Raw genomic sequence first — 22,177 nt, 5'->3', positions numbered from 1 at the left:
CTAAACTGGATACATGCTTGATAATCCACGTTCACCGCGCGTCCGTTCCGTCGCCAAACTTGCCAAGCGCGACGCGCGTCTCGAGTCCGGTCTGTTTCTGCTCGAAGGCCCGCAGGCCGTTGCCGAAGCCCTCACCTTTCGTCCCGAGCTGGTCGTGGAGCTGTTTGCCACTCCCACCGCGCTGGACCGCTACACCGATCTGGCCCAGAAGGCGATTGAGGCCCAGGTCGAGGTTGAATTCGTCTCCGAAGAGGTGCTCGAGGCGATGGCCGACACGGTCACCCCGCAAGGCTTCGTGGCCGTCTGCCACCAATTCCCCACTTCGGTCAAGAAAATCTTCAACGCCGAGCCCAAGCTCGTAGCCATCCTCGAAGAGGTGCGCGACCCGGGCAACGCCGGCACGATCATTCGGGCAGCGGATGCAGCCGGTGCGGATGCCGTCATCCTCACCGGGCGCAGCGTTGACCTGTACAACCCCAAGGTCATTCGTTCTTCGACCGGCTCCATCTTTCACCTGCCCGTCGCCATCGCGGCCGATCTCTCGGACGTGCTCGACCGCGCTCGCTCCGCCGGCCTGCAACTGTTCGCGGCCGACATCAAGGGCTCAGACCTGCTCAGCGCCCGCAACGAGGGCTTGCTCGCTGCTCCGACGGTGTGGCTATTCGGCAACGAAGCCCGCGGCCTGACCGACGAAGACCTCGCCCGGGTCGACCGCAGCATCAGTGTGCCGATCTACGGCGAAGCCGAGTCGATGAACTTGGCGACCGCGGCATCCGTCTGCCTGTATGAAAGTGCGTTCGCTCAGCGCGCCTGACCTGCAATACAGCACAATCACGCAATGCCCGGACTATTACAACTGCGTTACTGTCCGGGCATTTAGTGTGCCTAGCGCGCGTTTCTCCCCTAGGTTGGGGCTATGGAGCCAACAGATTCGCCCCCGGCAACGTCGAACATCACGGTTCGCCGCGGTGAGCCGCTAGTAGTAGTCAAAAACATCAATAAGCACTATGGCGAACTGCACGTTCTCAAGAACATCAACGCCGTGGTCAACCGCGGCGAGGTGGTCGTAGTGATCGGACCGAGCGGGTCGGGAAAATCGACTCTGTGCCGGGCCATCAACCGCCTCGAAACCATCGATGACGGCGTGATCACCATCGACGGTGTGAAGCTGCCCGCCGAGGGTAAGGCGCTCGCTCACCTGCGCGCCGACGTGGGCATGGTCTTTCAGGCTTTCAACCTGTTCGCGCACAAGACCGTGCTCCAGAACGTGACCCTCGGACCGATTAAGGTGCGCGGCATGTCGAAGGCCGCCGCTGAAGAAAAGGCGATGGCACTGCTCGAGCGCGTCGGGGTGGCCAACCAGGCCAAGAAGATGCCGGCGCAGCTGTCGGGCGGTCAGCAGCAGCGTGTCGCCATAGCGAGGACCCTGGCCATGGACCCGAAGGTCATTCTGCTCGACGAACCGACCAGCGCACTCGACCCCGAGATGATTAACGAGGTTCTTGAGGTCATGGTCGACCTCGCCAACGATGGAATGACCATGATCGTTGTCACGCACGAGATGGGTTTCGCTCGCAAGGCCGCAGACCGAGTCATCTTTATGGCTGAGGGCGAAATCGTCGAGGAGACCACTCCTGAGGAGTTCTTTACCAACCCCCAGAGCGCGAGAGCGAAGGAATTCCTCTCGAAAATCCTTGCTCACTAACTGGTGCGCAGGAAAACCACAGCAAGCAGGAGAAGAACCATGAGACTCAAAAAAGGTCTACTGATTTCGGCCATCGGCCTTGTGGGCGCGCTCGCGCTGAGCGGTTGCACCGACTCCGCCACTTCGCCGTCGGCCGCGCCAGTCGCGGAGGCCCCCACCTTTGAAGCCGGCACAACCATGGCCGCACTGAGCGAGGCGGGCACCATGACCATCGGAACCAAGTTTGATCAGCCGCTGTTCGGCCTGCTCGGCCCCGACGACAAACCTGTCGGCTTCGACGTCGAAATCGGCAAGCTGATCGCGGCGAAGCTCGGCATCAAAGCCGACGACATCAAGTGGAAAGAGACCGTCTCGGCCAACCGCGAGCTGTTCATCGAGAACGGCGAGGTCGACATCGTCATTGCCACGTACACGATCAATGACGTGCGCAAGGAAAAGATCGACTTCGCGGGGCCGTACTACGAAGCGGGGCAGGACCTGCTCGTGCTGGCCGGTAACCCCGACAAAATCACTGGACCGGAAGATTTGACCGGAAAGCCCGTGTGCACCGTCAGCGGCTCCACCTCGGAGAAGAACATCGCCGAGTACACCGACAACGTGATCACGACCGACGCCTACTCCAAGTGCCTCGCCCCGCTGCGCAGCGGCGAGGTCGTCGCTGTGACCACCGACAACGTCATTCTGGCCGGCCTTGCCGACCAGAACGCGGGCGAATTCGAGGTCATCAGCAATCCCTTCACTCAGGAACCGTACGGAATCGGACTGAAGAAGGGCGATGACGCGTTCCGCGCATTCATCAACGACACGCTCGAGGAGTCCTACACGGATGGTTCCTGGGCAGCCGCGTGGGAGGCGACCGCCGGAAAGGTGCTCAAGACCCCGACACCGCCGGCCGTCGACCGTTACTAACAGTCCTGCTGACTGGGGCGGGCCGGCTGCAACCTGGCCGGACCGCCCCAATTGGTTTTGCTTGATCGACGCACGTACAGAAGACAGAAGGAAGTGAGCCGTGGACGCGGTTATCGAAAACCTGCCCACCTTCCTTGAAGGATTCAGGAACACGCTGGCTCTGCTCGGCATCGCCGGCGTCGGGGCGCTGCTGCTCGGCCTCATCGTGGCCGGGCTGCGCATCTCGCCGGTTGGATCGTTCCGCGGATTCGCCACCGTCTATACGGAGATCATCCGTAACACCCCGCTGACGCTAGTCCTGTTCTTCTGCGCCGTCCTGCTGCCGTACCTGAACTACCAGCCCGGCTACTTCACGCTGGCCGCGATCGGGCTGACCGTCTATACGTCGCCGTTCATCGCCGAGGCCTTGCGCTCCGGCGTCAACGGTGTGCACGTCGGACAGGCGGAGGCGGCCCGCAGCATCGGCCTGACATTCGGCCAGACGCTCTCTTTCATCGTCATGCCCCAGGCCGTGCGCATGGTGATCCCACCGCTGATCAACGTCTTGATCGCCCTTACCAAGAACACCTCCGTCGCTGGCGCCTTCTTCGTCTTCGAGTTGTTCGGTGCCGCGCGCAAGGTGACCAACGTGCGCGGTGACGAAGTACTCGCGATTTTGCTCGCGGTTGCCGCGTTCTACCTGCTTATTACCGTTTCCCTCGGTGTCATTGCCGCCAGGGTCGAGAAGAAGGTGGCGGTACTCCGATGACCTCGGTACTCTACGACGCTCCCGGCCCGAAGGCCATCATCCGATCGAGGGTCATCTCTGTGATCGGCGCCGTGGTCATCATCGGCGGCCTGGTCTGGCTGATCCTGGCCCTTGGAGCGCCCAAAGTCAGCGCGAACGGCGCCGTCCAACCCGGCTTGTGGGATGCGAGCCGATGGGATGTCTTCTCCGACGTCCAGGTGTGGCGCACACTCGGGCAGGGGGCCGTGAACACCCTCCGCATGGCCGCCGTCGCTGCCGCGTTTGCGCTGGTGCTCGGAATCGTCTTTTCCTTCGCCCGGTCATCCGAAACGAAGTGGGTCCGGATTCCGGCGACGATTGTGCTCGAGTTCGTTCGCGGCATGCCTGTCCTGCTGATGATGCTGTTCATGCTGCTGGTCTTCTCGACCGGTTCGTTCTGGGCCGGTGTCGCAGCCCTCGCGGTGTACAACGGCGCCATCATCGGCGAGGCACTCCGGGCGGGCATCGCATCGCTACCCCGCGGGCAGCGCGAGGCGGGACTCTCCATCGGTCTGACGCCAATTTCGACCCGCTTTCGGATCGAATTCCCGCAGGCCTTCCGGCAGATGCTGCCGATCATCATCGCGCAGCTCGTCGTGCTCCTGAAGGACACGTCGCTCGCGTTCGTGGTCGGCTACGGAGAGCTCCTGCGCACCGGTGCCAACCTGACGAACTTCTTCGGCAGCAGGTATGCTTTCTCGTTTTTCTTCGTCGTGCTCGCGATTTACCTCACGATGAACCTGCTGCTCTCGTGGGCGGCTCGAATCATCGCGCGGCGAACAGGGGCGAAAGCCGGCGGTGTCACGCTCACCCCCGACGAGGACTCTGACCTGGACGGTGCGCCCGGCCTCGTGGGCGCTGGGGGACCGACGCCAGGCCAAGGGAGATAATGGGTCGAGGCACGCACTAAACTTGGGCCTTGTGTCTGTTCCCAGTGTTCCACCAGAGCCCACCACACCACCCGACCCGGCTGCATCCGATCCGGCGGCAACTCCCGCCGACGTATCCGCTCCCGCCGAGCCGTTGATCAGCGAAGCCGCCGTCAGTGCCGCGGTTGACGCCGCGCTGGCGGCCATCGCCGCCGCCGATACGACCGCCGCTCTGAAGGTTGTGCGCAGCGAGCACGCCGGCGAGTCGTCGCCGCTGTCGAAGCTGAACGCGCTCATGCGCAACGTGCCCGGCAACCAAAAGGCCGCCGCCGGCAAGCTCGTCGGCCAGGCCCGCGGCGCTGTCACTAAGGCGCTGACCGCTCGCGAAGATGAGATCGGCACGGCAGAAGCAGCCGCCCGACTGCTCGCCGAAACGGTGGATGTGACCGCCGCAGCGTCAACGTGGAAGCCCGGGGCTCGCCATCCGATTTCACTGCTGAGTGAGCGTGCCGCCGACGTCTTCGTGGCCATGGGGTGGGAAGTCGCCGAAGGGCCAGAGCTCGAAAGTGAATGGTTCAACTTCGACGGGCTCAACTTCGACGAAGACCACCCCGCCCGCGCCATGCAGGACACCTTCTTCGTAGAACCCACGGATGCCCACCTCGTGTTGCGCACCCAGACCTCGCCCGTGCAGCTGCGCGCGTTGCTGTCCCGGGAATTGCCGGTGTACGTCGTCGCGCCCGGGCGAGTTTTTCGCACCGACGAACTCGACGCGACCCACACCCCGGTGTTCCACCAGATCGAGGGCATCGCCATCGACAAGGGCCTGACCATGGCTCACCTGCGTGGCACGCTCGACCACTTCGTGCAGGCCCTGTTCGGCCCCGAAGCCAAGGTGCGCCTGCGCCCGAACTATTTTCCGTTCACCGAGCCGAGCGCGGAGCTCGACGTGTGGCACCCCACCTTCAAAGATGGTGCACGCTGGATCGAGTGGGGCGGCTGCGGCATGGTGCACGCCAATGTGCTGCGCTCCGCGGGGATCGACCCCGAGGTGTATTCCGGGTTCGCGTTTGGTGTGGGCGTTGAACGAGCAGTGATGTTTAGAAATGACGTAAAGGACATGCACGACATGGTCGAGGGCGATATTCGGTTCAGCCAGCAGTATGGGATGACGGTCTGATGCGGGTTCCACTGAGCTGGCTTGGCGAATACGTCGACCTCGAGCCCGGCACCACGCCGGAAGACGTCCACGCCGCGCTCGTCAGCGTCGGCCTCGAAGAAGAAGACATTCACCGCTTCGAGGTCTCCGGCCCGATCGTGGTCGGCGAGGTACTCGAATTCGTCGGCGAAGAACAGACCAATGGCAAAACCATCAACTGGTGCCAGGTGCGGGTTGCGCCGGGTGACGAACTCGCCGCTGACGGCGGCCCCGCCGTGCACGGCATCATCTGCGGCGCGCACAACTTCGCCGTCGGGGACAAGGTGGTCGTGACACTGCCCGGCGCGTCGCTGCCCGGCCCGTTCCCCATCGCCGCCCGCAAAACCTACGGCCACGTCTCCGACGGCATGATCGCCTCGGCCCGCGAGCTCGGTCTCGGCGACGAGCATGACGGTATTCTGCTGCTGAAAAACCTCGGCATCGACGCCCCGGTGGGAACGGATGCGATTGCTCTGCTCGGCCTGGATGACAGCGCCGTTGAGATCAACGTCACCCCGGACCGCGGTTACGCCTTCTCCATTCGTGGCGTCGCCCGCGAATACTCGCACGCAACCGGTGTGCCGTTTCGTGACCCCGCGCTGGCGCTCACCGTTGTGACTCCGGTCACCCGGTTTCCGGTCACGATCGATGATCGGGCCCCGATTCGGGACCGAACCGGTGCGTCCGTGTTCGTGACCCGCGTCGTGCGCGGTGTCGATCCGACCCGGCCGACCCCGGCTTGGATGATTGCTCGACTGGGGCTCGTCGGCATCCGTTCGATCTCGCTCATCGTCGACGTGACCAACTATGTGATGTTTGAGCTCGGCCAGCCCTTGCACGGTTATGACCTCGACAAACTGGCCGGCGGCATTGTCGTGCGCCGAGCGGTCGCCGGTGAGAAATTCACCACACTCGACGCTGTCAGCCGCACATTGAGCGTCGAAGATCTGCTGATCACCGACGAATCCGGGCCGATTGGCCTGGCCGGAGTGATGGGCGGTGCGAACACCGAGATCAGTTCAACGACGGTCAACGTGCTCGTCGAGGCCGCCAACTTTGACCCGGTATCGATCGCACGCTCGGCGCGTCGACACAAGCTGCCGAGCGAGGCGAGCAAACGTTTCGAACGCGGCGTCGACCCGCGGGTGGCCGCGGTTGCCGCCGCCCGAGTGGTGCAATTGCTGGTCGACCTTGCCGGGGGAGTCGCGGACGACCTCGGATCGGACTATGACGAAACGACCGCTCCCGCAGCGATCGTCTTGCCGACCGGTTTTGTGTCTGGGCTCATCGGTTTGAACTACACCGGCGATGAGGTGCGCGATTCCCTCGTGGAGATCGGGTGCTCGCTCGAGGACATCGGCGGTGTGCTGCAGGTGACGCCGCCCACCTGGCGCCCCGACCTCACCGACAAGTGGACCCTGGGCGAAGAAATCGCCCGCATCGTCGGGTACGACCGCATTCCGTCCGTGCTTCCCGTTGCGCCTCCGGGCCGCGGCCTCACGCGCACGCAGACGCTGCGCCGCACGGTGGCACAGACCCTCGCGGCGACCGGACACACCGAGGTGCTCACCTACCCCTTCGTCTCCGAGCAGGCCAATAACGTGTTCGGCGCTGCCGTCGTGACCGCTGCTGATGCCGGCGCCGGCGTCGCTGCGGTGGGTGCGGCATCCGCTGTGCCGGTCGCGCAGGTGAAGGTCGCCAACCCGCTTGACGGTGAGTCGCCGTTCCTGCGCACCTCGATGCTGCCGGGCATGCTGCAGATCGCGCACCGCAATCGTTCTCGCGGCCTGGTCGATGTTGCTATTTACGAGCAGGGACTCGTCTTTCGTCCCGAAGCCGGGGTGACCTACGGCACGCCCGTGCTTCCGGCCGGAGCGGCGCGTCCGAGCGCCGAAGCCGAAGCAGCGTTGAACGCGGGAATCGTGCCGCAACCGCTTCTGGTGGGAATTGTGCTCGTCGGAAACGACGTGCGTCATCAGCCGGGCCTGCCTGCCGTTGCGACCGGCTGGCAGTCGGCGCTTTCTGCCGTGCAGCAGGTGGCGCTGGCCACGGGTGTGCGCATCTCGGTGCGCCAAGGCCTGCACCCGGCGATGCACCCGGGCCGCACCGCTGAACTCTTCGTCACCGTTCCCGGCGCCGCCACCAGCGCCGCACGTACCGTCTCGGTCGGTTTCGCCGGAGAGCTGCTCCCGGCAGTCGCCGACGACTATGACCTGCCCGCGGTTGTGGCCGTGGCCGAAATCAACCTCGCGCTCCTGTTCGTTCAGGCCGAAGGCGAACTCACGGTCACGCCGATTCGCACGATGCCGGCCGCCACGCAGGACCTCTCGCTCGTGGTCGCTGCGGCCGTGCCGGCCGCAGCCCTGCGCGCGGCCGTCGCCGAGGGCGCCGGCGACCTGCTCGAGAGCATCGAGCTGGTCGACGATTACCGCGGTGCCGGAATGGAGTCGGGGCAGAAGTCGCTCACCTTTGCGCTGCGTTTTCGCGGTGAGGAGCGCACGCTGACCGCCGCGGAGGCGAGCGCTGCCCGCCTCGCCGGGGTCGACCTCGCTGCCCAACGCTTCGGCGCCACCCTGCGCGAGTAGTCGGGGCCCGGCCCGCGGTATCCGCTGTCTCGCGGCCCGTGTTTGAGAGGTTGCCACCGGTTTGAACGGGTGCCAACCTCCCAAACCGGTGCCGCCACCTGCGGACGCGAGGCAGTCCGGAGACGGGCTGCCCGGTTGGGGCACGAGGTACCCCGTGATCGAGCAGGAATCGGTGGAACGCGCGCGGTGAGAGTGCGAGAGCCCCTCCCCAGCGGTCGAAGCCGCTCACCAGGGGACGCAGTTGACTCGTGCGAATAGGTCCAGTCCCGCTCTGCCCGGGCGGCGGTCGCCCGCACGACGAGCCGGTAGTGCCCATCGGCACCCAGCCTCTGCCACTCGGTGTCAACCGCATACCAACCGCGGCGCACGCGCACGAGCTCGCCGCGCTTCAGGAGCGAATCAATGGCGTGGGAATTCATGCCCGCGGCTCGAAGGGCCTCTGCCGGAATCAGGCCGTCATAGCGGGCGTTACAGGTCTCGAAAAACTCGCGCAGGGGGGTTACTGTGCCGCGTCACCCGTCCGCGGGGCCTGCCGATGCGAGAGCGCCACGGGTACGCGGATGCCGCGGGGGGCGGAAATGAGGCGGCCGGGGCCGCGCTAGGTTTAACACATGGCTTTTTCGGTAGCAGTGGCGGGCGCGAGCGGTTATGCGGGCGGAGAACTGCTGCGGCTGCTCGCCGGGCACCCCGAATTCGAGGTGCGCACGGTCACCGCGCACAGCAACGCCGGGCAGCGTCTGGTCGACGTGCAACCCTCGCTGCGCTCGCTCGCCCACCTCACCCTCGTCGACACGACGCCGGAGAATCTCAGCGGCCACGATGTCGTCTTCGTGGCTCTCCCGCACGGAAAATCCGGTGAGCTCACCGCGCACCTGCCGGCCGACACGCTCGTAGTGGACTGCGGCGCCGACCACCGACTGCACAATTCCGACGACTGGGCGGCCTTCTACGGCGGCGACTATTTCGGTGCCTGGACCTACGGTGTGCCCGAACTTCCCATCCAAAACGGCAAGCAGCGCGATCGTCTGATCGGGGCTCGCCGTATCGCGGCCCCCGGCTGCAACGCCAGCACGGTCGCTCTCGGCCTGGCCCCGGGTATTCACGCCGGCGTGATCGAAGCACAGGACCTCGTCGCGGTGCTCGCTGTGGGGCCGAGCGGCGCGGGTAAGAGCCTCAAAGTGCCCAATCTCGCGGCCGAAATCCTTGGCTCCGCCAACCCGTACGCGGTCGGTGGCACGCACCGGCATATTCCGGAGATCGTGCAGTCGCTGCGCTGGGCCGGGAGCAGCACCGACGCGACCATCTCGTTCACGCCCGTGATCGTGCCGATGTCGCGCGGCATCCTCTCGACGGCGACCGCCCGGCTCGTACCGGGCACGAGCACCGCCGCCGTGCGCGCCGCCTGGGAAAGCGCCTACGCCGACGAACCCTTCGTGCACCTGCTTCCCGCGGGACATTATCCGCGCACGGCCGACGTACTCGGCGCCAACACCGCGCTGATCGGACTGGCCGTCGACGAAGCGGCCGGTCGGGTCGTCACGATCACGGCCATCGACAATCTCGTCAAAGGCACCGCCGGCGCTGCCATCCAATCCGCCAATATCGCCCTCGGCCTGACCGAAACCCTCGGTCTGACCATGAATGGAGTTGCTCCGTGAGTGTCACCCTTCCCGCTGGTTTTGCCGCTGCTGGCGTTACCGCCGGCCTGAAAAAGTCCGGCGGCCTCGACCTGGCCCTCGTGCAGAACCTCGGTCCGCTGCAGAACGCCGCAACCGTGTTCACACTCAACCGGTGCCAGGCCAACCCCGTTATTTGGAGCACCCAGGTGATGAGCGACGGCCGCGTTAGCGCGATCGTGCTCAACTCCGGCGGCGCCAACTGCTACACCGGCTCCATCGGCTTTCAGACCACCCACGCCACCGCCGAAGCCGTCGCGCAGCGTCTCAAAATTTCCTCCGGTGACGTTTTGGTCTGTTCCACCGGCCTGATCGGGGAGCAGCTCAACCTCGACCTCGTCACCGCCGGCGTGTGGGACGCCGCCGTCGCCATTAAAACGGATGCCGCCACCACGCCCGCCGCCGGGCTCCTCGCCGCGCAGGCCATCATGACCACCGATACCCGCCCCAAGGAGGCCGCGCATACTTCCGCTGCCGGCTGGAGCATCGGCGCGATGGCGAAGGGCGCCGGCATGCTCGCGCCGGGACTGGCCACAATGCTCGTGGTCATCACGACCGACGCCGTGCTCGACTCGGCCGAACTCGACACGGCGCTGCACGCTGCAACCCGAGTGACCTTCGACCGTCTCGATTCCGACGGCTGCATGTCGACCAACGACACCGTGAGCTTGCTCTGCTCCGGCGCGAGCAGTGTCGCTGCCGACCTGCCCGAATTTACCGCCGCGCTCATCGAGATCTGCCGCGACCTCACCCTCCAGCTGCAGGGCGACGCCGAGGGCGCCGCCCATGACGTGGCCATCACGGTTACCAACGCGGTCTCCGAAGACGAAGCCATCACAGTGGCCCGCGCCGTCTCGCGGAGCAACCTGTTCAAATCGGCCGTCTTCGGCAACGACCCGAACTGGGGACGCGTGCTCGCCGCCGCCGGAACAGTGCCCGTGGCGGACGCGGCGTTCGACCCGTATGGCATCGATGTCGCCATCAACGGCGTGCAGGTCTGCACCGCGGGCGAGCCCGATCAGCCGCGCGAACTCGTCGACCTCACCACACGTGCCGTCACCGTCGTGATTGACCTGCACGCTGGCACCGAAACGGCCACGCTGTGGACCAACGACCTCACCCACGACTACGTCGAAGAAAACAGCGCGTACGCGAGCTGATCATGACCGACATCGACACACCCGACGCCGCCGCTCACGCAGCGGCCGACGAGAATAGCCCGGCCGAAGCATCCGTGAAAGCGGCAACGCTGATTGAAGCCTTGCCGTGGCTCAAGCGCTTTCACGACCAGATCATCGTCGTGAAGTTCGGCGGCAACGCCATGGTCAGCGAAGAACTGCAGCACGCGTTCGCCGAGGACATGGTCTACCTGCGCTATGCCGGCATCCGTCCGGTCGTCGTGCACGGCGGTGGCCCGCAGATCTCGGCGATGCTGAAACGCCTCGGCATTGAGAGCGAGTTTCGCGGCGGCTACCGGGTGACCACGCCCGAAGCGATGGACGTGGTGCGCATGGTGCTCACCGGCCAGATTAACCGTGACCTGGTCAGCCACATCAACCAGCACGGCCCTCTCGCCGCCGGATTGTCGGGTGAAGACGCCGGCCTGTTCCGCGGGCGGCGACGCGGCGTGCTGATCGACGGCGAAGAGGTAGACCTCGGCCTGGTCGGCGATGTTGTCGGAGTAGACCCGGAAGCCGTGCTCGCGCAGCTTGCGGCCGGTCGAATTCCGGTGGTCTCGTCGATCGCACCCGATACGGACGTGCCAGGCCAGTCCCTCAACGTCAACGCCGACGCCGCTGCGGCCGCCCTCGCCATCGCCCTCGGTGCGGCCAAGCTCGTGATTCTCACCGATGTCGCGGGGCTCTATCGCGACTGGCCCAACCGGGATTCGCTCGTATCGATCATCGATGTGGCCTCATTGCGGGCGCTGCTGCCCGAGCTGGAATCGGGCATGATTCCCAAAATGACAGCATGCCTCGACGCGGTCGACGGCGGCGTCGCCAAGGCCGCAATCATCGACGGACGAGTGCCGCACTCGATCCTGCTCGAAATTTTCACTGGAAGCGGCATCGGCACGGAGGTAGTACCAGAATGAGCACGCCCGAAGACACACCCTGGCAGAACCGGTTCGCCGATTCGATGATGCGCACGTTCAGCCCGCCGCTGGCGATGCTTGTGCGCGGAGAGGGCTGCTACGTCTGGGATGAGAAGGGTGCAAAATACCTCGATTTTCTCGCCGGCATCGCGGTGAATTCGCTCGGACACGCGCACCCCGAGGTCGTCGCCGCCGTGACCAAACAGATCAGCACCCTCAGCCACGTCTCCAACTATTTCGCCACGCCGCCGCAAATTGAACTGGCCGAACGTCTCAAGCGCATCACCGGCGCCGGCGACGCTGGCCGGGTTTACTTCTGCAACTCGGGTGCCGAGGCCAACGAAGCGGCATTTAAACTCGCTCGGTTGAACGTGCAGGGCGGCCACCGCAGCCGCATCCTGTCGCTGCACGACTCCTTCCACGGCCGCACCATGGGTGCGCTCGCCCTCTCCGGCAAGCCGCACATGCGCGAGGCCTTCGAACCGGTGCCCGGCGGCGTCGAACATATCGACACGACGATCCGGGCCCTCGAAGCGAGCATCGACAACACCGTCGCGGCGCTGTTCATCGAACCGGTCAAGGGCGAGGCGGGCGTCATCGACTTGCCTGAGGGGTTTTTGAAACGTGCTCGCGAGCTGTGCACCGAGCACGGCGTTCTACTGATCCTCGACGAGATTCAGACCGGTATTGCGCGCACCGGCGCCTGGTTCGCCTACAACCACACGGGCATTCTTCCGGATGCCGTCACGATCGCCAAGGGGATGGGCGGCGGTGTTCCCATCGGTGCGCTCGTCACCTTCGGGTGGGCCTCCGAGCTGTTTCAGCGGGGCCAGCACGGCTCGACCTTCGCCGGCAACCCGCTCGTCACCGCAACGGCCAACGCCGTGCTCGGCGTGATCGAACGCGACGACCTGGCCGCCAACGCCGCCCGCCGCGGCCAGCAGTTGCGTGAGATCATCCTGGGCTTCCACTCGCCGCTGATCGAGGAGGTTCGCGGTCGCGGGCTGCTGCTCGGTGTCGGGCTGACCGAACCGGTCGCGCTTAAACTCGGCGCAGCCGCGCTCGCCCAAGGCCTCATCGTGAACGCCGCCAACGAGACGAGTATTCGTATCGCCCCGCCGTTGATCGTGGGTGACGCCGAACTCGCCGACTTCCAAGCGCGGTTTGGGCGCGCCCTCGCCAGCCTTTAGGCTGGATGGATCCCCTTTGCGCTGGCTTCGGCCGAAGCGAAAGCGTTGAACAAGGTGAGCGGCATCCGCTTGCCTCTTGATAACACGACAACCGAAAGTGACACCGTGACCCGCCATTTCCTGCGCGACGACGATATCTCCCCGGCCGAACAGGCCGAGATTCTCGATCTGGCCCTGGAGCTGAAGCGAGACCGATTTGCGGTGCGCCCGCTCAACGGCCCCCAGACTGTCGCGGTCATCTTTGATAAGTCGTCGACGCGCACCCGGGTGTCGTTCGCGGTCGGCATCGCCGATCTGGGTGGCAGCCCGCTCATCATCAGCACCGCGAACAGCCAGCTCGGCGGCAAAGAAACCGCGTCCGACACGGCTCGTGTGCTCGAACGCCAGGTGGCCGCGATCGTCTGGCGCACCTACGGCCAGGCCGGACTCGAAGAAATGGCGCTTGGCACCACCGTTCCCGTCGTCAACGCGCTCAGCGACGATTTTCATCCCTGCCAGCTGCTCGCGGACCTGCTCACCATCCGCGAACACCGCGGCGACCTGGCCGGCCAGACCCTGGCCTTCCTCGGTGACGGAGCCTGCAACATGGGCCAGTCCTACCTGCTCGCCGGCGCAACCGCAGGCATGCACGTGCGCATCGCTTCGCCGGTCGGCTACACCCCGACAGACCAGGTCATAGCGGATGCAACGGCCATTGCCGAGCGCACCGGCGGCTCCGTCGCGCTGTTCACCGACCCGCGCGAAGCCGTCACCGGCGTCGACGTGGTCATCACCGACACGTGGGTATCGATGGGCAAGGAAGAAGAGAAGGCCGCGCGGCTCGGCGACCTCGGTCAGTACCGTGTCGATGCCGAACTCATGAGCCTGGCCAAGCCGGGCGCACACTTTATGCACTGCCTGCCGGCCGACCGTGGCTACGAGGTGACGGCCGATGTGATCGACGGCCCGCAGAGCATCATTTGGGACGAGGCGGAGAACCGCCTGCACGCCCAGAAGGCGCTGCTGGTCTGGCTGCTCGCCCAGAACAAGTCCTGACCTCGCGTTCGTATGTGCCCGGGCCCGGGCCCGGAAACCGGGCCCAGGATAGATCATGGGCCCACGGCCCGGGCCCGGGCCCGGACAATGAAGCTGGGCCCGGCGACTGGGACCATCGCCCCAACACGTAAACTTTAGACAGATCAAGATTTAGGGAGAACCATGGCGGAACGCGTTGTACTTGCATACTCGGGTGGACTGGACACCTCGGTCGGTATCGGCTGGCTCAAGGATGCCACCGGCAAAGAGGTCGTAGCCCTCGCCGTCGACGTCGGACAGGAGGGTGAGGACATGGATGTGATCCGTCAGCGCGCCCTCGACTGCGGCGCCGTCGAATCCATCGTCATTGATGCCAAAGACGAATTCGCCAACGACTACATCGTGCCGACGCTCAAGGCGAACGCCCTGTACCAGAAGCGCTACCCGCTCGTCTCGGCCATCAGCCGTCCGCTGATCGCCAAATACCTCGCCTCCACCGCCAAGGAACTGGGTGCCGACAGCGTCGCCCACGGTTGCACCGGCAAGGGCAACGACCAGGTCCGGTTCGAAGCAGCCGTCGCGGCCCTGGCTCCCGACCTGACCTCGCTCGCTCCGGTGCGCGACTTCGCGCTGACGCGCGACAAGGCCATCGAATACGCCGCAACGCACGACCTGCCCATCGTGCAGTCCAAGAAGAGCCCGTACTCGATCGACCAGAACGTCTGGGGTCGCGCCGTCGAAACCGGATTCCTCGAAGACCCGTGGAACGCGCCGATCGAAGACCTCTACACCTACACGCAAGACCCCTCGGTCACCCGTGCCGCCACCGAGGTTGTCATCTCCTTCGAGCAGGGTGTGCCCGTCGCCATTGACGGCAAGAAGGTCACCCCGCTGCAAGTTATCCAGCTGATGAACCGCCTCGCCGGCGATCAGGGTGTCGGCCGTATCGACATCGTCGAAGACCGCCTCGTGGGCATCAAGAGCCGTGAGGTGTATGAGGCACCCGCCGGTATGGCGCTCATCGCCGCTCACGAAGAGCTCGAGAACATGACGCTGGAACGCGACGTTGCCCGCTACAAGCGCGGCGTCGAGAGCAAGTGGGCCGAGCTCGTCTACGACGGCCTCTGGTTCTCCGGACTCAAGCGCAGCCTCGACGTGTTCATTGAGGACACCCAGAAGTACGTGACCGGAGACATCCGTCTCAAGATGCACGCCGGCACCGCCGTCGTCACCGGGCGCTCCAGCACCACGAGCCTGTACGACTTCAACCTCGCCACCTACGACACCGGAGACTCCTTCGACCAGACCATGGCCAAGGGATTCATCGAACTGTGGTCGCTGCCGAGCAAGGTGGCCGCACGACGCGACGCCGCCGCCTCTAAGTAGGCCCAGCGTGTCGGGTGAGAAGAACGCGAACCGTGCCGGCAAGGCGGGTGCCCTCTGGGGTGGCCGTTTTGCCGGGGGACCGTCGCCGGAGCTGGCACGGCTGAGCAAGTCGACCCAGTTCGACTGGATGCTGGCCGAATACGACCTGCAGGGCAGCCGCGCACACGCGCGTGCTCTTGCCGCGGCCGGGTATCTCACCGACACCGAATTGACACAGATGGTCGGCGCGCTCGAACAACTCGAGCGCGCCGTCGTCGCCGGCGAATTTCTGCCGGCCGAAGCCGACGAAGACGTGCACTCCGCCCTTGAGCGGGGTCTCATCGACATCATCGGCGTCGAGGTAGGCGGCAAGCTTCGTGCGGGTCGCAGCCGCAACGATCAGGTCGCGACGCTCGTGCGCATGTGGCTACGAGACCACGCCGCCATTCTCGCCTCGCTCGTCATCGAACTGATCGACGCTCTCGCTGCGCAGGCCGAAGCACACGCCGATGCCATCATGCCCGGCCGTACCCACCTGCAGCACGCTCAGCCGGTGCTGCTCGCCCACCACCTGCTGGCACACTGCTGGCCGCTCGTGCGCGACCTCGACCGGTTCGCTGACTGGGGTCGGCGAGCGGATGCATCCCCCTACGGATCCGGCGCCCTCGCCGGCAACACCCTCGGTCTTGACGCGCACCTCGTGGCCGCCGACCTGGGATTCGCCGCCGTGGTCGAGAACTCCATCGACGGTACCGCAAGCCGCGACCTGGTCGCCGAGTTCGCGTACATCACCGCACAAATCGGCATCGATATGTCGCGGCTGGCCGAAGAGATCATTCTCTGGAACACCCGCGAATTCGATTTCGTCACCCTCGACGACGCCTACTCCACCGGTTCGTCGATCATGCCGCAGAAGAAGAACCCTGACATCGCCGAGCTCGCGCGCGGCAAGTCTGGCCGCATGATCGGCAACCTCACCGGTTTGCTCTCAACGCTCAAGGGTTTGCCGCTGGCCTACAACCGTGACCTGCAGGAAGACAAAGAACCGGTCTTCGACTCGATCATGACGCTCGAAGTGCTGCTCCCGGCCTTCACCGGCATGATCGCCACCCTCACCTTTCACACGGAGCGCATGGCCGAGTTGGCACCGCAGGGTTTCTCCCTGGCAACGGATGTCGCGGAGTGGCTGGTCAAGCGCCACGTTTCGTTCCGCGATGCGCACGAAATTACCGGGTCGCTCGTGAAATTCGCCGAAACCAACCATTTCGACCTGCACGAGGTCGACGATGCGGCGTTGCTCGCGATCTCGCCGCATCTCGTTCCCGAAGTGCGTGAGGTGCTCACCATCCGCGGATCGGTCGAGAGCCGCGACGGTGCCGGCGGAACCGCGCCGGTGCGAGTCGCTGAGCAGCGTGCACACCTCGTGAACCGCGTGCGCGACCTGACGGCCGCGCTCAGCCGGTAGCCCGTGCCGTTCGCGCCGGCGCTGCTGAATCGATCCGCACTGGAGGTAGCTCCGCTGCTGCTCGGTGCGGTTCTCACCCGCGGGCGGGTTTCAGTGCGGATTACCGAGGTTGAGGCCTACCTCGGCGAAACCGACCCGGGCTCACACGCTTTTCGCGGACTCACGCCTCGTACCAGAACGATGTTCGGACCGTCCGGGCACGTCTATGCCTATTTCAGCTACGGGATGCACGTCTGCGCCAATGTGGTCTGCTCGCCGGAAGGTGAGGCCTCGGGGGTGCTGCTCCGGGCGGGGGAGATTATCGCCGGGCTCGACGAGGCGCGCGGGCGTCGCCCGACATCGCACCACGACTCCGAACTTGCTCGCGGACCGGCGCGGCTCACCAAGGCCCTCGGCATCGTGCTCGGCGATGACGGAGCCGATCTGAACCGCGCACCGTTTGACCTGGAGCTACCCGCGCGGCGGGCCGAATTCGCGACCGGACCACGGACGGGCGTGAGCGGGCTGGGCGGGGGAGCCGAATACCCGTGGCGGTTTTGGGTGCCGGGCGAGGCGTCCGTTTCACCGTATCGTCGGCATGCGCGTGCAGGACAGTCCTAGCCGGGCAGAGCAGTACGGCTATACCAGGGCCATCGGCACGAGGGCCGCGCAGGCGCAGGCCCAGATGAGGCTGGACAGGGTGCCGATGATGAAGCGCTCGCGCGATTCGGCCGCGGCCAGCTCAGTGAAGCGGCCGACGCCCTTGATGGCGATGACCACGGCGATGGCTTCGGGAAAACCGGCCAGGATCGCACCGGCCACGGCGAGACGTTCCAGGATGCCGATGGTCAACCCCCCGCGCAGGACCTCATGCGTGTCGGAGCTGCTGAGCCCGGCCATGGTGGGGGCGAGTTTGCCGGCGTTCAGCACCATGATGCCGCCGTGCTGGCCCGGCGGGACCGAATTTTTGGTGGCCAGATCGAGGGCGAGTACCGCGATGGGGCCGCCGCCGATCACGGCGAGGGCGAGGGCGAGCATGCCGAGCACAATGCCGAAAGTGCTCGGTGCCGGGACTGTCGGCACCGCGGCGAGCACGAGGGCGACAGCCAGACCGGCCAGGGCAGACACCGCGTAAAACTTCCGGTGCAGTTTGAAAGCGATGGCGGCGCAGGTGAGCGAGGCCAGGGTGACCAGGAACAGGGCGACCCAGTAGAGCAACGTGAGAACGGTGAGGGTCATGCTGTGGCGTCCGTTTCGGTTGTTGGCGTATCGAGTGGGCCGGAGTCGAGCTGTTTCAGCAGCCTAACCAATGCCGGCCGCGCCGCCTGCTCGACGCGGTACTGCGCCGTCTTTAGCCGCTGGCTGACGGCACCGGTGGTGATGCCGAGCGATGCGGCGATATCGGTCTGGGCCAGTCCGCTTTCAAAGAGGTCGCCGGCCTCCCAACCCTGCACGGTACGACGCTGACGCAGCAAGAGCAGCATGGTCAGAAGTGCCTCAATCCCGGAGGCGGTTTCGTCGCGGTGAGCGGATTCCGGTTCCACCTCGAGTGCAAAGTGTGCCTCGGTTCGTTTCGCCCGGAGTACGGCGTCGCGGGCCGCGATGAACGCCCCGCCGGTGGCGTGTCGGGTGGACGTGGGCAGGGGAGTGCGCACGGTGCCCACACCGAGGCCGATGCTCCAATGGCCGGAACGGTGCAGAGTGAGGATGGCGTCGAGCGTTGGCCGTGCCGCCGAAATGAGGAGCTGAATCTCGTCGCCCGCGGTCTGATCGGGGGGCAGACTGAATGCCGTGGGGCTCTGGTCCACGAGTCGGGCTATCATGGCGCGCGCACGATCATGATCGTTGCGGCTGTCTATTTGGTCAGCGGTGATGACAAACATGATCTGAAGCTCCATCCTGAATTCAGTCTAATTTAGTCCTCAGGCTAAATTAAACCAAATATAGGATATAGACTGAATTGCTGATAACGGATGCCACCGGTAAACCGTCGGGGTAGCCACGGCTGGTAATCTGAACCCGTGTCAGACCCCACCATCCTTGCCCAGCAGACCAACGACCCCTCCTTCGATTCTGTCTGGGAGGAGATCAACTGGCGCGGCCTCGTGCACGTTTCCACCGACGAGACCGAACTCAAGGCGCTGCTCGACGGTGACCCGATCACGTATTACTGCGGCTTCGACCCGACGGCGCCCAGCCTGCACCTCGGCAACCTAGTGCAGCTACTGCTGATGCGGCGCTTGCAACTGGCCGGGCATCATCCGCTCGGCCTCGTCGGCGGCTCTACCGGCCTCATCGGTGACCCGCGACCAACCGCTGAGCGCACGCTGACCCCCACCGAGACCGTGACGGAGTGGGTTGGCTACCTGCAGGCGCAGGTTTCGCGGTTCCTCAGCGCCGAAGGCGACAACGCCGTCACACTAGTGAACAACCTGGACTGGACCGCACCGCTCAGTGCCATCGACTTCTTGCGGGAAATCGGCAAGTACTACCGCGTGGGCACCATGCTCAAAAAAGATGCCGTCAGCGCGCGCCTGAATTCCGACGCCGGCATCAGTTACACCGAGTTCAGCTACCAAATTCTGCAGGGACTGGACTACCTCGAGCTGTTCCGCAGCTACGGCTGTGTGCTGCAAACCGGTGGCAGCGACCAGTGGGGCAACCTCACGAGCGGAACCGACCTGATTCGTCGCGCCGAGAGTGGCACCGTGCACGCGATCGGCACCCCACTCATCACCAACAGTGACGGCACCAAATTCGGCAAGAGCGAGGGCAACGCCGTGTGGCTCGACCCGAACCTCACGAGCCCATACGCTTTTTATCAATTCTGGCTGAACACCGACGATGCTGACGTGGTCTTTCGACTCAAGGTGTTCACCTTTCTCTCTCGTGATGAAATCGAGCGGTTTGCCCAGCTCGTCGAGAACGAACCGTTCCGCCGCGAAGCGCAGCGCCGACTGGCACTCGAGGTGACGAGCCTGGTGCACGGTCAAGCGGCAACGGATGCTGCCATCCGCGCTGCCGAGGCGCTCTTCGGCCAGGGTGACCTCACCGAACTCGACCCGGACACCCTTGAAGCGGCACTGCGCGAACTGCCGCACACAACGACGGCGCCGCACGCGACCGTGTTGCAGTTGCTCGTTGACACCGAATTGTCGAAGAGTCTGGGCGATGCTCGTCGTGCGGTGCAACAGGGCGGGGTCTACTTGAATAACGAAAAGGTAGACAACGTCGATGCGACAATCGAGGGTGCCGTACTTCCCGGGGGAGTAGCGGTGCTGCGCCGAGGCAAGAAGACGCTCGCGGGTATTTTCGTCGAGTAGCCACGTCGAGTCGCCGCGCCAAGTTGCAAGTCAGACGCGGCGTGGCGGCTCCGTTACAGGGGGTCGGCAGGTGCGGGTGGCAAGATGATTATCGTGGAAACTCTTCGAACCGAACGCCTCCTGCTGCGCCCCTGGACCCTCGATGACACCGATTTTGTCTTCGGGCTGTACTCATTGTGGTCCGTACAACAACACATCGGGTTGCACCCGCGCGTGATGACCGACCGCGCCGAGGCGATCGCCGTGATCAAGCGCTGGCAGGGCATGGAACATCCAGTTCATGCCATTCGGGCGGTGACCGATGCCGACACGGGAGAGGTCTTCGGCAATCTGCTGCTCAAGTCCATTCCGGCATCAAGCGCGCTCCGGCCGCTTGAACCATCGGGGGACACCGAGATCGGTTGGCACTTCCACCCGAACGCGTGGCACCACGGCTACGCGACCGAAGCGGCATTCGCTGTATTGGCGCACGGTTGGAAGACGGGTCTCGACCGGGTCGTGGCCGTGACGACTCCGAGCAATCGGCCGTCCCAGCGGGTCTGTCTGCGCATCGGTATGACCCACAAGGGTAGAACCGATGCGTACTACAACTCCGTGAGCGAACTCTTCGTCGCCGAGGCCCCCACCGCGTAACCGTGCGAACGCGGATGCTGTGCCGCTCGCGTTCACCGGCTGCCCCGTCGCGGTGGCACTGTGCCTGGCGCATTTCTGTCCGGGCCCGGGCCCGGAAGCTGGGCCCATGTTCTATCGTGGGCCCGGTTGCATAGGGTGGGCCCGGTTGGGTGGGGTGGGCTCTGGGCGGGGGAATTCCGCGAAGGTGCGCGGCGCGGGTTTCTTGCGGTTTGCCCGTTGGGCTGAGATGCGCTGTTTTCGTAAGGTGGGCCCGCTTTCCGGGTCCGGGCCCGGGCATCCGTTTTGCGGGTGTGGGGTGGTGGGGCCCAGGGTGTGCGACTGGGCCCATGTTCTATCGTGGGCCCGGTTGCATAAGGTGGGCCCGAAGTCTGGCCGGCCCGAAGTCTGGCCGGTCCGAAGTCTGGCCGGTCCGAAGTCTGGCCGGTCCGAAAGCTGGCTGGCCGCGGGCGTTGGGCATGGTTAGGCGGGCGGATGCTGCAGCCGTTGGCTCGTGGGGTGGCCGCCCGTGCTTGGGTCGCCCGGAGTGCCCTGGTTTTAGTGTCCGGGCCCGGGCCCGGAAAGTGGGCCCATGTTCTATCGTGGGCCCGGTTGCATAAGGTGGGCCCGGGGCCCGGGGCCCGGGGCCCGGGAGTCGGGTGCCGGCGGGGTGTGGCTGTCGGTTGGTGGGGCGCGGACCTGTGTGGATGCCGGGGTGCGACACGCCCGGGTGGGGTGCGTTTTGACGGGTGGGCTGGGTGGCCGTAATGTATCTATACGTACCCCAAAGGTGCGGAAAGCCGCAGAGCTTCCCGGCCTCACGTGGGACCAAGTCTTGGTCAGATCGGCTTCTCGGTTCGTGTTTCACGTTCTCGGTTGTTGGGCTAGGATAGTAAGCCTCCCTCCTGTTTTTCTGGTTGGTTGAGTCGTTGTTTTTTTCGCTTTTTTGCGCCGAAAATGGTCACCTGTTGTGGGTGTGACTCGATTTGACACGGTCTGCTTGGAGGGGTAAGTTAGACAAGTTGCCCCGGAGCGACAGCCCAGTAGGGCCTGAAGTCGGGTGCGTCCGATCCTTGAGAACTCAACAGCGTGCACAATGTCAAATGCCAAAAACCTCGTGGTTGTTGGTCGGTTTCTAGCCGGTCGCAGCCAAGAGATTCCTTTGGAAATAATATTGAACAAGTCGTGGTCTTTGGACTGCGCAACTAAACAAAGCAAGTCAGTAATGATTTGTTCTTGTCAGTTTCAAACTTGCATCTTCTAGGCCTATTCCGGTCTGTGGGTGCACTAGATGGGCACCGGATTTATTCGGGAGCTATTCAAACATTTACGGAGAGTTTGATCCTGGCTCAGGACGAACGCTGGCGGCGTGCTTAACACATGCAAGTCGAACGGTGAAGAGGAGCTTGCTCCTTGGATCAGTGGCGAA

The 22,177-nt window shown here is 64.8% G+C and carries 19 protein-coding genes, 1 rRNA gene and 1 pseudogene; 18 read left to right on the top strand and 3 right to left on the bottom strand.

The features are described 5' to 3' along the window. Window positions 1-13 precede the first annotated feature (13 nt). The 7 genes from QMK22_RS08210 to pheT all read left to right on the top strand — a co-directional run bounded on the left by QMK22_RS08210 (window position 14) and on the right by pheT (window position 8,032). Window positions 14-814, top strand: coding sequence for a TrmH family RNA methyltransferase (locus tag QMK22_RS08210; protein WP_283497144.1), 801 nt, complete (start codon window positions 14-16; stop codon window positions 812-814). Between the two features lie 102 nt (window positions 815-916). Beyond that, window positions 917-1,705, top strand: a complete 789-nt coding sequence (locus tag QMK22_RS08205) for an amino acid ABC transporter ATP-binding protein (RefSeq protein WP_283497143.1) — start codon at window positions 917-919, stop codon at window positions 1,703-1,705. A gap of 39 nt (window positions 1,706-1,744) precedes the next feature. After that, entirely contained in the window at window positions 1,745-2,614 is an 870-nt protein-coding gene (locus QMK22_RS08200; RefSeq protein ID WP_283497142.1) for a glutamate ABC transporter substrate-binding protein, read from the top strand. A gap of 100 nt (window positions 2,615-2,714) precedes the next feature. Beyond that, window positions 2,715-3,362, top strand: coding sequence for an amino acid ABC transporter permease (locus tag QMK22_RS08195; RefSeq protein WP_283497141.1), 648 nt, complete (start codon window positions 2,715-2,717; stop codon window positions 3,360-3,362). Beyond that, entirely contained in the window at window positions 3,359-4,270 is a 912-nt protein-coding gene (locus QMK22_RS08190) for an amino acid ABC transporter permease (RefSeq protein ID WP_283497140.1), read from the top strand. Before QMK22_RS08195 ends, QMK22_RS08190 begins: the two co-directional genes overlap by 4 nt. 133 nt (window positions 4,271-4,403) lie before the next feature. Beyond that, a complete protein-coding gene (pheS, locus tag QMK22_RS08185; RefSeq protein WP_283497382.1) occupies window positions 4,404-5,429 on the top strand; it encodes a phenylalanine--tRNA ligase subunit alpha in 1,026 nt (341 codons plus the stop codon). After that, a complete protein-coding gene (pheT, locus tag QMK22_RS08180; RefSeq protein ID WP_283497139.1) occupies window positions 5,429-8,032 on the top strand; it encodes a phenylalanine--tRNA ligase subunit beta in 2,604 nt (867 codons plus the stop codon). Before pheS ends, pheT begins: the two co-directional genes overlap by 1 nt. A gap of 356 nt (window positions 8,033-8,388) precedes the next feature. Here pheT and QMK22_RS17550 read toward each other — a convergent pair. Further along, window positions 8,389-8,484, bottom strand: a pseudogene (locus tag QMK22_RS17550) (type IV toxin-antitoxin system AbiEi family antitoxin domain-containing protein); the annotation flags it as partial. 159 nt (window positions 8,485-8,643) lie between these two features. Between QMK22_RS17550 and argC the strand changes: the two are divergent. The 8 genes from argC to QMK22_RS08140 all read left to right on the top strand — a co-directional run bounded on the left by argC (window position 8,644) and on the right by QMK22_RS08140 (window position 17,437). Further along, a complete protein-coding gene (argC, locus tag QMK22_RS08175; protein WP_283497138.1) occupies window positions 8,644-9,690 on the top strand; it encodes an N-acetyl-gamma-glutamyl-phosphate reductase in 1,047 nt (348 codons plus the stop codon). Next, entirely contained in the window at window positions 9,687-10,868 is a 1,182-nt protein-coding gene (gene argJ, locus QMK22_RS08170) for a bifunctional glutamate N-acetyltransferase/amino-acid acetyltransferase ArgJ (protein WP_283497137.1), read from the top strand. The genes argC and argJ overlap by 4 nt, the downstream gene beginning before the upstream one ends. A 2-nt stretch (window positions 10,869-10,870) precedes the next feature. Next, window positions 10,871-11,803 (top strand): acetylglutamate kinase, encoded by a 933-nt coding sequence (argB, locus tag QMK22_RS08165; protein ID WP_283497136.1) that lies wholly within the window; start codon window positions 10,871-10,873, stop codon window positions 11,801-11,803. Next, entirely contained in the window at window positions 11,800-12,993 is a 1,194-nt protein-coding gene (locus QMK22_RS08160; RefSeq protein WP_283497135.1) for an acetylornithine transaminase, read from the top strand. Before argB ends, QMK22_RS08160 begins: the two co-directional genes overlap by 4 nt. 105 nt (window positions 12,994-13,098) lie before the next feature. Beyond that, window positions 13,099-14,028 carry an ornithine carbamoyltransferase gene (gene argF, locus QMK22_RS08155; RefSeq protein ID WP_283497134.1) on the top strand — a complete coding sequence of 310 codons (930 nt, stop codon included), beginning with the start codon at window positions 13,099-13,101 and terminating at the stop codon, window positions 14,026-14,028. A 162-nt stretch (window positions 14,029-14,190) separates the two neighbouring features. Then, window positions 14,191-15,393, top strand: a complete 1,203-nt coding sequence (locus QMK22_RS08150; RefSeq protein ID WP_283497133.1) for an argininosuccinate synthase — start codon at window positions 14,191-14,193, stop codon at window positions 15,391-15,393. A gap of 7 nt (window positions 15,394-15,400) precedes the next feature. After that, on the top strand, window positions 15,401-16,837 hold the full coding sequence (gene argH / locus QMK22_RS08145) for an argininosuccinate lyase (protein ID WP_283497131.1): 1,437 nt from the start codon (window positions 15,401-15,403) through the stop codon (window positions 16,835-16,837). Window positions 16,838-16,840: 3 nt separating this feature from the next. Next, window positions 16,841-17,437, top strand: coding sequence for a DNA-3-methyladenine glycosylase (locus QMK22_RS08140; protein WP_283497130.1), 597 nt, complete (start codon window positions 16,841-16,843; stop codon window positions 17,435-17,437). An 18-nt stretch (window positions 17,438-17,455) separates the two neighbouring features. On the opposite strand, the gene QMK22_RS08135 is transcribed toward QMK22_RS08140, so the two are convergent. Continuing rightward, window positions 17,456-18,055: a hypothetical protein gene (locus QMK22_RS08135; protein ID WP_283497129.1), complete on the bottom strand. Its 600-nt coding sequence runs from the start codon at window positions 18,053-18,055 to the stop codon at window positions 17,456-17,458. Continuing rightward, window positions 18,052-18,714 carry a DNA-binding protein gene (locus QMK22_RS08130; protein WP_283497128.1) on the bottom strand — a complete coding sequence of 221 codons (663 nt, stop codon included), beginning with the start codon at window positions 18,712-18,714 and terminating at the stop codon, window positions 18,052-18,054. Before QMK22_RS08130 ends, QMK22_RS08135 begins: the two co-directional genes overlap by 4 nt. Before the next feature lie 123 nt (window positions 18,715-18,837). Here QMK22_RS08130 and tyrS point away from each other — a divergent pair, with 123 nt between their 5' ends. The 3 genes from tyrS to QMK22_RS08115 form a co-directional block, all read left to right on the top strand. Then, window positions 18,838-20,139 (top strand): tyrosine--tRNA ligase, encoded by a 1,302-nt coding sequence (gene tyrS, locus QMK22_RS08125; protein ID WP_283497127.1) that lies wholly within the window; start codon window positions 18,838-18,840, stop codon window positions 20,137-20,139. Between the two features lie 93 nt (window positions 20,140-20,232). Beyond that, complete coding sequence (locus QMK22_RS08120) at window positions 20,233-20,772, top strand: GNAT family N-acetyltransferase (RefSeq protein WP_502857317.1); 540 nt, start codon at window positions 20,233-20,235, stop codon at window positions 20,770-20,772. Between the two features lie 1,302 nt (window positions 20,773-22,074). Then, window positions 22,075-22,177: ribosomal RNA gene (locus QMK22_RS08115) — 16S ribosomal RNA — on the top strand; the annotation flags it as partial.

The organism is Cryobacterium sp. PH29-G1 (assembly GCF_030063365.1).
Lineage (GTDB): Bacteria > Actinomycetota > Actinomycetes > Actinomycetales > Microbacteriaceae > Cryobacterium.
Note: the sequence above shows the minus strand (reverse complement) of the source record. Positions and strands in the feature narration are given on the sequence as shown.